Origin of the sequence: Neotamlana sedimentorum (genome assembly GCF_000943565.1) — a bacterium.
In the GTDB taxonomy this organism is placed as follows: Bacteria; Bacteroidota; Bacteroidia; order Flavobacteriales; family Flavobacteriaceae; genus Neotamlana; species Neotamlana sedimentorum.
Genome location: NZ_JTDW01000012.1, coordinates 25,797 through 39,229, shown reverse-complemented (window position 1 = coordinate 39,229; position 13,433 = coordinate 25,797). Strand labels below are relative to the sequence as shown.

13 protein-coding genes are annotated in these 13,433 nt (G+C 33.8%); 10 read left to right on the top strand and 3 right to left on the bottom strand.

Annotated elements, in window-relative coordinates; translation table 11 throughout:
• Positions 1-65: 65 nt before the first annotated feature.
• On the bottom strand, positions 66-1,487 hold the full coding sequence (locus PW52_RS13565; RefSeq protein ID WP_044633513.1) for an L-serine ammonia-lyase: 1,422 nt from the start codon (positions 1,485-1,487) through the stop codon (positions 66-68).
• Between the two features lie 307 nt (positions 1,488-1,794).
• Between PW52_RS13565 and dnaK the strand changes: the two genes are divergently transcribed.
• From dnaK to PW52_RS13530, 7 genes are all read left to right on the top strand, one after another.
• Entirely contained in the window at positions 1,795-3,702 is a 1,908-nt protein-coding gene (gene dnaK, locus PW52_RS13560; RefSeq protein ID WP_044633539.1) for a molecular chaperone DnaK, read from the top strand.
• Between the two features lie 255 nt (positions 3,703-3,957).
• Positions 3,958-4,479, top strand: coding sequence for a lipocalin family protein (locus PW52_RS13555; RefSeq protein WP_044633512.1), 522 nt, complete (start codon positions 3,958-3,960; stop codon positions 4,477-4,479).
• A gap of 9 nt (positions 4,480-4,488) precedes the next feature.
• Entirely contained in the window at positions 4,489-5,409 is a 921-nt protein-coding gene (locus PW52_RS13550; protein WP_044633511.1) for an alpha/beta hydrolase, read from the top strand.
• 74 nt (positions 5,410-5,483) lie between these two features.
• Positions 5,484-6,734, top strand: coding sequence for a class I SAM-dependent rRNA methyltransferase (locus tag PW52_RS13545; RefSeq protein WP_044633510.1), 1,251 nt, complete (start codon positions 5,484-5,486; stop codon positions 6,732-6,734).
• A complete protein-coding gene (locus tag PW52_RS13540; protein WP_044633509.1) occupies positions 6,731-7,450 on the top strand; it encodes an endonuclease/exonuclease/phosphatase family protein in 720 nt (239 codons plus the stop codon). The genes PW52_RS13545 and PW52_RS13540 overlap by 4 nt, the downstream gene beginning before the upstream one ends.
• A 191-nt stretch (positions 7,451-7,641) precedes the next feature.
• Positions 7,642-8,148 carry a hypothetical protein gene (locus tag PW52_RS13535; protein ID WP_044633508.1) on the top strand — a complete coding sequence of 169 codons (507 nt, stop codon included), beginning with the start codon at positions 7,642-7,644 and terminating at the stop codon, positions 8,146-8,148.
• A 217-nt stretch (positions 8,149-8,365) separates the two neighbouring features.
• Positions 8,366-9,313, top strand: coding sequence for an NAD(P)H-dependent flavin oxidoreductase (locus PW52_RS13530; RefSeq protein ID WP_044633507.1), 948 nt, complete (start codon positions 8,366-8,368; stop codon positions 9,311-9,313).
• Here the strand turns inward: PW52_RS13530 and PW52_RS13525 are convergent.
• Together PW52_RS13525 and PW52_RS13520 are read right to left on the bottom strand one after the other, a co-directional pair.
• Positions 9,302-9,655, bottom strand: a complete 354-nt coding sequence (locus PW52_RS13525; protein WP_131454007.1) for a hypothetical protein — start codon at positions 9,653-9,655, stop codon at positions 9,302-9,304. The two genes, PW52_RS13530 and PW52_RS13525, sit on opposite strands and share 12 nt — an antisense overlap.
• Before the next feature lie 134 nt (positions 9,656-9,789).
• Positions 9,790-10,371: a GNAT family N-acetyltransferase gene (locus PW52_RS13520; RefSeq protein WP_044633506.1), complete on the bottom strand. Its 582-nt coding sequence runs from the start codon at positions 10,369-10,371 to the stop codon at positions 9,790-9,792.
• 76 nt (positions 10,372-10,447) lie between these two features.
• On the opposite strand from PW52_RS13520, the gene PW52_RS13515 reads away from it, so the two are divergent.
• From PW52_RS13515 to PW52_RS13505, 3 genes are all read left to right on the top strand, one after another.
• The gene (locus PW52_RS13515; protein ID WP_044633505.1) at positions 10,448-10,870 is read left to right on the top strand and encodes a PaaI family thioesterase; all 423 of its coding nucleotides are present in this window, start codon (positions 10,448-10,450) and stop codon (positions 10,868-10,870) included.
• Positions 10,871-10,872: 2 nt separating this feature from the next.
• Complete coding sequence (locus PW52_RS13510) at positions 10,873-11,991, top strand: chorismate-binding protein (protein WP_044633504.1); 1,119 nt, start codon at positions 10,873-10,875, stop codon at positions 11,989-11,991.
• Positions 11,992-12,109: 118 nt separating this feature from the next.
• Entirely contained in the window at positions 12,110-13,432 is a 1,323-nt protein-coding gene (locus PW52_RS13505; RefSeq protein WP_044633503.1) for a TolC family protein, read from the top strand.
• Position 13,433: the final 1 nt, after the last annotated feature.

The following is a 13,433-nucleotide window of genomic DNA, read 5'->3' as shown; positions in this document are numbered from 1 at the left end:
AAAGTAATAAATTAATAGCTGAAACTTTTTTGAATTTTAAATTTTAATAAGTGTTTATTAAAATATTAGCAATCGGTTAAGTTAACACCAATAGCTAAACCACCTTCGCTAGTTTCTTTATATTTTGTATTCATATCCTTTGCGGTTTCCCACATGGTAGACACCACTTTATCTAAAGGTACTTTTATATTTTCTGGAGAGGTATCTAGTGCAAGTTCGGCAGCATTTATAGCTTTTATGGCTCCCATAGCATTGCGTTCAATACATGGTATTTGCACTAAGCCACCAATAGGATCGCAGGTTAAACCTAAGTGATGTTCCATAGCAATTTCGGCGGCAATTAAAACTTGTTCTGGCGAGCCGCCTAAAAGTTCGCAAAGTGCTCCTGCAGCCATAGCGGACGATACGCCAATTTCGGCTTGACAACCACCCATGGCAGCACTAATAGTAGCTCCTTTTTTAAATATGCTACCAATTTCGCCTGCAACTAATAGGAACTTTTTAATGTCTTCGAAATTTCCGTCGTGGTTTTCTATAACTAAATAATACATTAAAACGGCAGGAATTACGCCTGCGCTTCCGTTTGTAGGTGCAGTAACCACACGACCAAGCGATGCATTAACTTCGTTAACAGCCAAAGCAAAACAACTTACCCATTTAAAAATTTGTCTGAACTTCACTTTTGTGTCTCGAATGGTGTAAATCCATTCTGTGCCATTAGTATATGGTTTGGTCCCGATAAGATTTTTATGCATATCGAACGCACGACGCCTCACGTTTAACCCGCCAGGTAATGTGCCTTCGGTGTGGCAACCCGTGTACATACATTCTAGCATAACATTCCAAATGTCTTGTAACTCTTTATTTATTTCTTTTTCTGGTCGAAGGGATTTTTCGTTTTCGAAAACCACTTGAGAAATAGACATGTTTAACGATTTACAAAAATTTAGGAGTTCGGTACCTTTATCTATTGGGTAAGGAAAGCTGCATTTTATTTCAATATTCTTTTTTGCGTTTTTGCGTTTTTTCTTTACCACAAATCCGCCACCTATAGAATAATATTTTTTGGTTTGTTTTTTACCATTAATATGAGCTGTAAAACTCATGCCATTGGCATGAAAGGGTAGAAACTCTTTATTAAAAATAATATCGGTTTCTGGATTAAAAGGCAATAGTTTTTCGTCGCCAAAATTTATGGTCTTGGTTTCTTTTATGCTATTTACAATAGTATGAATGTTTTCTGGAGGAATGGTTACCGGATCTTTACCACTTAACCCGAGCATAACAGCATAATCTGTGGCATGACCTTTACCGGTAAGTGATAACGAACCGTAAAGGTTTACGGTAATTTTATCTACGTTCTGAAATGTGTTTTTTTCTTTTAGTTTGTTAATCCAACGTTCGGCAGCGCGCCAAGGACCTAGCGTGTGCGAACTAGAAGGTCCAATGCCAATTTTAAGCATATCGAAAACAGAGATACATTCCATAAAAAAACACCTTAATTGTAATAACAAATATATACGGATTTTACAGGCGTACAATATTATTTAATGTTAATTGTGAAGCCCGCGTTAAGGATAGTAGTGGAAAGCCCACAGCGTAGCGAGGACTTGTAACGGATAGCCTGACCCCGCCCAATGCGGGGTAACGCCCAAATAGCAGTTTTAAATAGCTTAATATGACAGTGTGTCAGTATTTTTTGGTTGGCATAATGATTGACTAATATTAACCGAAATTAAAAATGAATAAATGTTTTCCGTTAAATCGGAAATATATAAAACACAAATAAACATTATGAGTAAAATTATTGGAATTGATTTAGGAACAACAAACTCTTGCGTTTCGGTAATGGAAGGTAACGAGCCTGTTGTAATACCTAATGCAGAAGGAAAAAGAACAACACCATCTGTAATTGCTTTTGTTGAAGGCGGTGAAATTAAAGTTGGTGATCCTGCAAAAAGACAAGCGGTAACTAACCCTACAAAAACGGTTTATTCTATTAAACGTTTTATGGGTAATAAATACTCGGAGTCTAAAAACGAAGCAGAACGTGTACCTTACAAAGTTGTAAAGGGAGATAACGATACACCTCGTGTAGATATAGATGGTCGTTTATATACGCCACAAGAATTATCGGCAATGATTCTTCAGAAAATGAAAAAAACAGCTGAAGATTACTTAGGTACCGATGTAAGTCGTGCGGTAATTACAGTGCCTGCTTATTTTAACGATAGCCAACGTCAAGCTACTAAAGAAGCTGGTGAAATTGCTGGTTTAAAAGTAGAGCGTATTATTAACGAACCTACGGCTGCAGCATTAGCTTATGGATTAGATAAAAAAGGATCGGACCAAAAAATTGTAGTATTCGATTTTGGTGGTGGTACACATGACGTTTCTATCTTAGAATTAGGTGACGGCGTTTTTGAAGTATTATCTACAGATGGTGATACTCACTTAGGTGGTGACGATGTTGATGAAAAAATTATTAACTGGTTAGCCGATGAGTTTCAAGCTGAAGAAAGCATGGACTTACGTAAAGACCCAATGTCTTTACAACGTTTAAAAGAAGCTGCTGAAAAAGCGAAGATTGAATTATCATCGTCTGCACAAACAGAAATTAACTTACCATATATTACGGCTACTGCTAGCGGACCAAAGCACTTAGTGCGCACGTTAACACGTAGTAAATTCGAGCAATTAATTGACGATTTAGTAAAACGTACTATCGAGCCTTGTGAGTCTGCACTTAAAGCAGCAGGTTTATCGAAATCTGATATCGATGAGGTCATTTTAGTTGGTGGTTCTACACGTATTCCTGCGGTACAAGCAGCCGTAGAAAAATTCTTTGGTAAAGCGCCAAGTAAAGGTGTTAACCCAGATGAGGTTGTATCTTTAGGTGCTGGTATACAAGGTGGTGTATTAACAGGAGATGTTAAAGATGTATTACTTTTAGATGTAACACCTTTATCTCTTGGTATTGAAACTATGGGTAATGTATTTACCAAGTTAATCGAGGCAAATACAACCATTCCTACCAAAAAATCGCAAGTATTCTCAACAGCCGCCGATAATCAGCCTTCTGTAGAAATTCACGTATTACAAGGTGAAAGAGCAATGGCTGCCGATAACAAAACTATTGGACGTTTTCACTTAGATGGTATTCCACCTGCACGTCGTGGTACACCACAAATTGAAGTAACTTTCGATATTGATGCAAACGGTATTATTAAAGTATCTGCGGAAGATAAAGCGACTGGTAAAAAACAAGATATTAGAATTGAAGCTTCTTCTGGATTAACTGAGGAAGAAATCGAGAAAATGAAAGCTGATGCTGAAGCTAACGCCGAAGCGGATAAAGCTGCTGCTGAAACGGCACAAAAGCTAAATGAAGCAGATTCTATGATTTTCCAAACAGAAAAACAATTAGAAGAGTTTGGCGATAAATTATCTGATGATAAGAAAAAGCCAATTGAAGAAGCTTTAGAAGAACTTAAGAAAGCTTACGAAAGCAAAGATTTAGCAGTTATTACACCAGCTTTAGATAAAATTAACGAAGCTTGGAAAGTAGCTAGCGAAGAAATGTACAAAGCACAAGCTGAAGCTCAAGGTGCTGGTGCACAACCAGGACCAGATGCAAGCGCCGGTGGCGATGCTAACGAAGGTAGCGATGTAGAAGACGTAGACTTCGAAGAGGTTAAGTAAGCAGTGAATCGCTTATTCCCCGAGCTTGTTTCGGAATCTTATAAGCAAAACCTATAAGTTAGAGTCAAAGTACAGGTATTTCGTATAAATAAAATACACTGTCATGCTGAACTCGTTTCAGCATCTCAAAAATAACAAGCTTAAAGCTTGAATTAAGAACGCAATCATTAATTTGGTTGCGTTTTTTTATGCTCTAATTTCTTAAAAACCAGAAAATTCAATAGCTTAGCAAGCCTAACTAACCTGCTTTGTTTTATGAAAAAAGTTGTTGTTTTATTTGTTGTTTTGTCTTCGTTTTTATGGTCTTGTTCTGGAGATTCTGAAAACGGTTCTAATCAGGAAACTGATGCTTTAGTTGGTACTTGGGTTGCCCAAAATATTGAAACAACTGGGACAGCCACATTCGAGGTTCTAGATCAGAATATTACAGCACCAATAGCAGGAGAAGGTTACGATGTCGATTTTAGTTTAACATTCTCCGAAAATCCAAATAATTATACCACGGAAGGTTCCTTTGGTCTTGAAATTTCGGTAACTTATTTGTTTCAAACAGTGAGCGAACGTATTGATGATCAGGAGTTTTTAGGAAATGGTACTTGGAGTAAAGATGGAAATGTTTTAACTATTACTGAAAATGGAGAAACCACGGTTTTAACTATTTCAGAATTAACCAATACAAGTTTGGTTTTAACAGCACAAGAAACCGAAACTATAACCGAAGATGGACTTACTTACGAATCGGAATTTGATTTAGAAGTTAGTTTTGTTAAGCAGTAAAACTATTTTATGAGTAGGAAGTTTTTAATAGTTTTATTCTTGATTTCAGCCTTTTCTTGTAAAAAGAAAGCTGAACAAAAAGCACATTTAGAGCAACCTGCAGAATTAATTAAGTCTGATGAATTTCAATTGGTAAAATCGCCTAGTGAAAACGGATTGTTGGTATTATTTCCTTGTTTTCCTTGCGATGCCGAAAATACGTTGAATGAGTTTAAAATAGCAGATTTGGCTACTGCAAACGGTTTTTCTGTTTTAGCTTTAAATGTTAATAGAAAATTATTTCTTTCTGAACATGAAAAGGAAGAAATAACTTTGATGCTTCAAAATATAATTAAAAAGCAAAGTTTAGTTACTAAAAATGTTTATTTCGGTGGATTTTCAAGTGGTGGTAACATGGCTTTATTAGTTTGTAATCATCTTATAAAAAACAATAAAAATATACAACCCGATGGTGTTTTTGTAGTTGATTCTCCGTTGGATTTATTGGCTTTATACAGAACAGCAGAAAAGAATTTAAAACTGAATACCGCCGAAGTTTCAGTTCAAGAATCTCAGTTTTTAAAGCAAATGTTCGATGCTGAGTTTGGAAACCCTAAGGATAGTTTAGCAGTTTACGAAAAGCGATCGCCTTTTACATTTCAAACACAAAACATTTCAAATCTTTCAGCATTAAAAAACACAAAATTGCGTTTTTACACAGAACCCGATTTACAGTGGTGGAAAGAACAACAACAAAACAATTACGAAGATTTAAATGCCTATTATTTAAAGCAATTAGCAAATACATTAAAGTCGGAATTTAAAACTAACACTATAGAACTTATTGAAACCGAAAATAAAGGTTATCGCGCTAATGGCGAACGCCATCCGCATTCTTGGTCTATTGTAAACACCAAAGAATTAGTTTCCTGGATGCAAAAAGGAATTTAGGGTTATAATTCTTCAATTTTAAACAGAGGCATTCGTTTATATCTTTCGTACTTTCGCAGTCTTAACGGTTTTCAATGTCATTTTCAGAAAAAATACAATCTAAATATTCATCAATTCGGCTTGCGGTAAAATTAAATGCTAAAGGCGAACAATTTGTGTTAAAAGGGCATCCGTGGGTGTTTTCAAATAACATTACTAAAATTAACGACGATGCTAAAACTGGCGATTTAGCTATAGTTTTTAGTAAAAATAAAAACCGAGTTATAGGTTTAGGTTTGTACGATGCCAATTCGCCCATTCGTATTAAAATGTTGCATAGTGGCATGGAAAAGGCTGAAATTAATGCGGCTTTTTTTAAAAACAAAATACAACAAGCCTTTAAAAAACGAACCTCGTTACTAAAAACAAATACGAATAGTTACAGATTAATTTTTGGGGAAAATGATGGTTTTCCTGGTTTAATTGCCGATGTGTATGCTTCGGTTTTAGTCATAAAATTATACTCAGAAATTTGGTTACCTTATTTAGAATCTATTTTTCAAGACTTGCAGCAAACGTCTAAAGCAGCAACAGTAGTATTACGTTTAAGTAGAGGTCTACAAAACTCAAAAGCACATCATTTTACAGATGGCGAAGTTATTTATGGTACATTAGAAAATGAAGTAGTAAAATTTGTAGAGCATGGTATTAATTTTTCTGCAAATGTTATAAAAGGACATAAAACCGGTTATTTTTTAGATCATAGAGCCAACAGAAAACAGGTAGGCGAGTGGAGCAAAGGTAAAACTGTTTTAGATGTTTTTAGTTATGCCGGAGGGTTTTCGGTACATGCTTTAGCTAATAATGCCAAAGAAGTAACCAGTTTAGATATTAGCAAGCAAGCCCTTGAAATTGCTGTTGAAAACGGTAAACTAAACGACTATACCGGTAAGCATAAAACGATTGCAGGTGATGCTTTCGATGAGTTAAATAAACTTATAAAAAACCGGGTCACTTTTGATGTTGTAGTTATTGATCCACCAAGTTTTGCAAAACAAGCTTCAGAAATTGCCTTAGCACAAAAAAAGTATGCACAATTAGCTGAGTTAGGAGTGAAACTTACCAGTAAAAATGGACTTTTAGTATTAGCTTCGTGCTCATCAAGAGTGACTGCCGATGTGTTTTTTAACATTAATGCTGAGGTTTTAAATACATCGAACAGAACCTATAAAAATATTTTAAAAACCTATCACGATACCGATCATCCTATTGGTTTTCCTGAAGGCGCTTATTTAAAGTGTGGATATTATAAGTTGGTATGCATTAGAAAACAGAACTCAAATTGAAAATTATAACTTGGAATTGTAATGGAGCATTAAGAAAAAAGTTTGAGAATTTAACAGACTTTAATGCTGACATACATATAATTCAAGAGTGTGAAAATCCAGCGGAAACCAAACACAAAGAATATAATGAATGGGCGGAAAATTATTTATGGATTGGAGACACCAAAAATAAAGGAATTGGGATTTTTGCAAAGAAAAACATAGAACTGAAAAGACTGAATTGGTCGGACAATTATAAAGACCATAAAGTAAAACACTTTTTACCTTGTTCTGTAAATGGAGACTTTGACTTATTAGCCGTTTGGAATCACAGTAATAAATCACCGACTTTTGGATATATTGGACAATTATGGAAATATCTTCAAGTCAACAAACCTAATTTAAATAAGAGTTTAATTATTGGAGATTTTAATAGTAACAAGATTTGGGACAAATGGGACAGATGGTGGAATCACTCTGACGTTGTGACTGAACTGAACGAAATCGGAATTGAAAGTTTATATCATAAATATTGGAAAGAAGAACAGGGAACTGAAACTCGACCGACTTTTTTCCTGCATAGAAAATTAGAAAAGCCATATCATATCGATTATGTTTTTGGCAGTAAAGAATTTATAGACGCACTAAAAGAAATGGAATTTGGAAAAATTAGTGATTGGTTAAAAGTAAGCGACCATTTACCAATTATTTGCGAATTTGAAACTGAAAAAAAATAACGACACGTCAACACCGTGTATAATTTATTGCTGGTTCTAGCCTACTTACGAAAATCTTATCGGATTTTCTATTCGGTTTTTATTTGCTAAATTAAGTGCTTAAACCAGGCAACAAGCCATATATAAACACGTTGTAAATAATTAATCGGAACGGTTTTTGAGAGTAAATATTAGTTTATAAATAATTCATTATGAAAAGATTACTATTTATTTTTGCTTCTCTAACTTTATTTAGTTGTTGTAATAAAACGTACAAAAAAAATCATTCTATAGTAGGAATGGAGTTTAAGAACTTCAATGAAATAGATAAACTTTCTGATTATTCTAAAATAAGTGACACTACTATTTACGGAAATAATTCTGAACCTAAACACGGAATTCTTCATTTAAGAAACAAAAAAAATAATCTGATAATTTTAAATAACATAACTTCTGATTCAAAAAATGAGAAAAGAATTTTTAAAATTTTGGATACCTTAATAATACCTAATTTAGATAAGCCTGAATTAATTACGATTGGATATTGTCAAATAAATGAAAACAATGATGAAAATTTGATTGCTATTGTTGACAAAACCGATAGTTTAAATATTCAGAATATTAGAAGAATATGGAGAGCTAATACTAGTACAAATAAAATCGAAATACTAAACAATCGAAACGGAATCAATTGCATTAATGAATGGTTTTTGGAATAATAACTGTTTAAAACAATTTATAACGGCAATTACTGCCGATTCTACTACTCTTGGACTTCCTTCAGGATTGGCTTCCGAATCCATTCGGAACTGTTAATGGCTAAGCTGGAAAATTTGCGTACTTTAAACCGTTTTCTTCTTAAAAATTTTAAGACACTAAAAAAACTATGCATGCATAATATTTATTATATTTGTTTACCAACTTAAACTGAAAATTATGTCTACTAAGCTAACTACTTTACTTGCAATAAATCATCCCATAATTATGGCACCCATGTTTTTGGTGTCGAACGTAAAAATGGTTAAAGAAGCGATGGATTGCGGAATTGCGGGTTGCATTCCTGCGTTAAATTATAGAACTATAGATGAGCTTAAAACAGCATTACAAGAGTTAAAAGATGCAAAACCAAATGGTGGTGCGTTTGGCTTTAATTTAATTGTAAATAAATCCAATATTAAATATCACGACCAACTTAATGCCATTTGCGAAATAGGTTGCGACTTTATAATAACATCTTTAGGAAATCCGAAAGAAACTATAGAGCAGGCTCACAATGTAGGTATAAAAGTGTTGTGCGATGTTACCGATTTAAAATTTGCCCAAAAAGTTGAAGATTTAGGAGCCGATGCTATTATTGCTGTAAACAATGAAGCGGGAGGACATAGAGGAAATATGTCACCAGGAGAATTAATAAAACAGTTAAAAAGTAACTGTAGTATTCCGGTTATTTCTGCTGGCGGTGTTGGTGTAAAAGAAGATTTAGATATTATGTTGGCTTACGGGGCCGATGGCGTTTCGGTTGGAAGCCCTTTTATAGCCTCGGTTGAAGCTGGTGTTACCGACGAGTACAAACAAGCATGTGTAGATTATGGTGCTGATGATATTGTTATGACCGAACGAATTTCTGGAACGCCGTGTACTGTTATAAATACACCCTACGTTAAAAAAATAGGTACTAAAGCCACTTGGATTGAAAACTTACTGAACAAAAACCGAAAACTTAAAAAATGGGTGAAAATGATTCGGTTTTCAATTGGTATGAAAGCTACAGAAAATGCAGCTACTAAAGCCACTTATAAAACGGTTTGGGTTGCGGGCCCAAGTATTGAACATACTACAGAAATTTTACCCGTGAAAGATATTGTGAAAAAGTTAATTAACTAAAGCGACATCCTTTGGTTTCTTCTTTTTACCAATAAATAAACTAAAGCTAGTGGTAGCAACAAATCCGCCTACGCCAGTAGCTAATGCTTCACCAGTATCAAGTTTTGTATTAAACTCACGGCTATCTATATATTCTTTGGCAAATCCTGCAAGCAGAGACGAGCCTATACTTAAGTAAAACGCTAACTTTTTATTTTTTGTAGTTGCGTATATAGTTGTATAAGTTATACTAGAAACAACAAAGCCAGCACCGGCATGCTTAAGCTGGTCATTGCTTATTTGCTGAGAGTAACTAAAATGGGTGTAGGTAAACAAGAAAAGGGCAATAAAAAAAATCTTCAATGTTTATAAGGTGTTTGAAGCTCTTAGGGTATTTTCTTTTTTAAAAGTAGCAATTATTTTTTAATCAATAGTTAAATTATAAACTAATTTTAAATTGGAGTTTCTATGCGCTTATAAAAATGAGTATTATTTTTTTATAATTTGCTAGCTAGATTTAATTTAATAGTTGGCCATTCTTCATTTAAAATACCATACACGCAAGTATTTCGTTTAAAACCATCTGGCATAAGTACATCTTTTCTTAATAAGCCTTCTAAAGTAGCACCTAGTTTTTCAACGGCTTTTCTTGAGCGTATATTTCGTTCGTCAACAGTAAAAACGATTTTATCAAATTTTAAAGTTTCAAAAGCGTATTCTAACATTAAAAACTTCATATTGGTGTTTAATCCTGTACCCTGAAAATCTCGACCAATCCAAGTCCATCCTAAATAAATCACTTTATTTTTCCAATTTATATTACCTAAACGCGTAGAACCCGCAAAAGCATTCTTTTTTTTATCAAAAATAATAAAAGGAATGGCATTGTTTTTCTCTTGTTGTTCAATTGTCGCTTCTACATATTCCTTTAAATCCTTAGGCGTATTAATAATTGATGGCGAATATTGCACCAACTTATCTTCTTTAGCAATAGCAATTAGTTCGGTATAATTACTTAAGGTTAAAGGCAATAATTTTACACGATTATTTTCTAGAGTTGGCACGCTTAGTTTTTCCATTTTTTAAGAATGAATTCTGAAAGTTTTACTTAGGTGTTTTGTACTTTTGTAATCTTAAATAAAATTACGGTATTCTATGCAATTATCTAAAGAAGAAGTTTTAAAACAAGCAAATTTGGCTTGTAAAAATACATTAATGGAAACGTTGAATATTGAAATGATAGATTATGGCGAAGATTTTTTAGTTGCCAGAATGCCCGTAAATTCTAGAGTACATCAGCCAGATGGTGTTTTACATGGCGGAGCAACAGCAGCTTTAGCCGAAAGTGTTGGTAGTTTTGCAACTCACGTGTTTATAGATACTAAAAATTTATTTGTTCGCGGTTTAGAAATTACAGCCAACCATTTAAAAAGTGTAAAGGAAGGTTTTGTTTATGCCAAAGCCACTTTTATTCATAAAGGAAGAACTACCCAATTATTAGATATTAGAGTGACAGATGAAGCCGATAATTTAATATCGGTATGTAAATTATCTACTATTTCGTTGCCTAAAAAATAAACATGACCTCAAACGAATTTTTTAAGCGTATTGAAACCCAATACCAAAATAATTTACCTTTTGTTGTTTATAGAAAACCTAATGAAACTTCAGTTTTTGCGATGCTTCAAAAGGATGATAAATTGCATTTTACTTCAAATTTTACAGAGAAAGGTTTTGTGTTTTCACCGTTTGAAAATATAAATGAATCGGTAATAATTCCAACGGAAGTTTCAGAATATTTAGAAAGCGAAACCGATTTTCCAGATTTAAATGTAGTTGAAAATTCTATTGATAGCAGCAATACTTCCGAAGAAAATCATCATATAAAATTAGTAGAAAAAAGCGTAAAAGCTATTAAAAACGGTGCATTTAAAAAAGTGGTGGTATCCAGAGCTGAAGCAATAAAACTGGACGAACCGAATCCGTTATTAATTTTTAAGCGTTTAGTACACAAATATAAATCGGCGTTTGCCTATTGTTGGTTTCACCCAAAAGTAGGGTTGTGGTTGGGCGCTACGCCAGAAACACTTATGAAAATTGAAGGCGCAAATTTTTCAATTATGGCATTGGCAGGCACACAAGAATACAAACGTGTAAGCAAAGTAGTTTGGCAAGATAAAGAAAAAGAAGAGCAGCAATTTGTAACCGATTTTATTGTAGAACAATTAAAACCATGGGTTTCAACATATAAAATTTCGGATGTAGAAACTGTAAAAGCTGGGAATTTACTGCATTTAAAAACCATGATTAATGCACGCTTAAAACCAGAAATTCCGTTAAAAAATATTATAGAAAGTATACACCCAACACCTGCAGTTTGCGGATTGCCAAAAGCTGAAACCAAAACGTTTATTTTAGAAAACGAAAATTACAACCGCGAGTTTTACACCGGTTTTTTAGGCGAATTAAATTTTGAAACCATCGCAAAACCACGTTCCGGCAGAAGAAATATTGAAAATAGAGCTTATGCCATTCCTAAAAAAAGTACGCAACTATACGTGAATTTACGTTGTATGCAAATACAAAATAACAACGCAATAGTTTATGTTGGTGGCGGAATTACCGAAACTTCGGTGCCAGAAAACGAATGGCAAGAAACGGTTTTTAAATCGAAAGTTATTAAAAATGTGCTTTCCTAAAAAATCGCCGTCGATAGAAAGTTGATTTCCGTCGAGACAATCACCCAGAACTTCCATTACCTTATAATATAAGAAGTAATTGTTTCAATTTTGAAGTGTAAAATTAAATACTTTAAAAATGAAACCAATTATATACATCTGTTTTTTTGCACTTAGCAGCTTGGGTGTTTTTGCTCAAGAAAGCCAAGTTAAGCAATGGACGTTCCAAGAGTGTTTGGAGTATGCTGTAGAACATAATATTAGTATAAAAAATATTGAATATTCTGCAGAAACTGCCAATGTAACGCTTCAGCAATCTAAAGATAGTCGTTTGCCAATTGTAAACGGAAGCGCATCTCAGGCTTTTAGAAATGGGCAGTCTATCGACCCAATTACCAGCGAGTTTGTCGATCAGCAAATTAACACCACTAGTTTTGGTGTAAATGCTTCGGTTAATTTGTTTCAAGGCAATCAAATTAAAAATAGAATTAAGCAGAACACGTTATTAGCCGACCAAAACAGTTTATATGTTGAAGAAGCTAAAAACAGTATTAAGTTAAGCGTAGCCGAAGCCTATTTGCAAGCCTTGTATGCCAAAGAAGGTATTGTTGTAGCAGAAAAAACATTAGAAGCTTCAACTAAAGAAGCCGAACAAGCGAAAGCCAGATTAGATGCTGGAAGTATTGCTATGCAAGATTATACAGATGCTATTTCGCAAGAAGCAACAAACCGATACGATTTAATTGAAGCTAAAAATAATTACGAGCAGCAAGTTATTGTTTTAAAACAATTATTAGAGTTAGAGCCCGAGGTAGAATTCGATATTGTAACGCCAAATAATGACATTTATACAGCGCCTATTTTACCAAATAAAATAGCCGTTTATGAAGCAGCTTTAGGTATGTTGCCAGAATACGAAGCTGTAAAATTGGATGTCGATGTTACCGAAAAGGACTTAGATATTGCCAAAGGTGATTATTTACCAACATTGGCTTTAACAAGTAGTTTGGGTACTGGTTATACAAGTTCTCAGGATATGAATTTTTCAAACCAATTAAATGGTAATTTTAATCAAACCGTAGGTTTATCGTTAACTATTCCCATTTTTAACGGATTTCAAACAAAAGCCGAAGTGCAAAAGGCTAAAATAGCAATCGATCAATCTAAACTCGAAGTTGTTAGTCTTCAAAAGGAAATTTATAAAAATGTAGCAACCGCTTATCAAAATGCGCTGTCGTCTCAAGAACAATTAGAAGCATCAAAAGCAGCTAATAAAGCGGCAGAGGAATCGTATAAACTAGCTCAAAAAAAATACGATTTAGGCGCTTTAAGTACTACAGATTTAGTAGTAAGCCAAAACACTTTTACTAACGCCCAATTAAACTATTTACAAGCTAAATACTTAAATATTCTTTACAATCAATTATTACAATATTATCAAGGAAACGAGATAACACTTTAAT

What these genes read in the sequence shown, in the direction of transcription:
- PW52_RS13565 (WP_044633513.1), bottom strand. Translation starts at nt 1,487, where the DNA reads ATGGAATGTATCTCTGTTTTCGATATGCTTAAAATTGGCATTGGACCT.
- dnaK (WP_044633539.1), top strand. Translation starts at nt 1,795, where the DNA reads ATGAGTAAAATTATTGGAATTGATTTAGGAACAACAAACTCTTGCGTT.
- PW52_RS13555 (WP_044633512.1), top strand. Translation starts at nt 3,958, where the DNA reads ATGAAAAAAGTTGTTGTTTTATTTGTTGTTTTGTCTTCGTTTTTATGG.
- PW52_RS13550 (WP_044633511.1), top strand. Translation starts at nt 4,489, where the DNA reads ATGAGTAGGAAGTTTTTAATAGTTTTATTCTTGATTTCAGCCTTTTCT.
- PW52_RS13545 (WP_044633510.1), top strand. Translation starts at nt 5,484, where the DNA reads ATGTCATTTTCAGAAAAAATACAATCTAAATATTCATCAATTCGGCTT.
- PW52_RS13535 (WP_044633508.1), top strand. Translation starts at nt 7,642, where the DNA reads ATGAAAAGATTACTATTTATTTTTGCTTCTCTAACTTTATTTAGTTGT.
- PW52_RS13530 (WP_044633507.1), top strand. Translation starts at nt 8,366, where the DNA reads ATGTCTACTAAGCTAACTACTTTACTTGCAATAAATCATCCCATAATT.
- PW52_RS13520 (WP_044633506.1), bottom strand. Translation starts at nt 10,371, where the DNA reads ATGGAAAAACTAAGCGTGCCAACTCTAGAAAATAATCGTGTAAAATTA.
- PW52_RS13515 (WP_044633505.1), top strand. Translation starts at nt 10,448, where the DNA reads ATGCAATTATCTAAAGAAGAAGTTTTAAAACAAGCAAATTTGGCTTGT.
- PW52_RS13510 (WP_044633504.1), top strand. Translation starts at nt 10,873, where the DNA reads ATGACCTCAAACGAATTTTTTAAGCGTATTGAAACCCAATACCAAAAT.
- PW52_RS13505 (WP_044633503.1), top strand. Translation starts at nt 12,110, where the DNA reads ATGAAACCAATTATATACATCTGTTTTTTTGCACTTAGCAGCTTGGGT.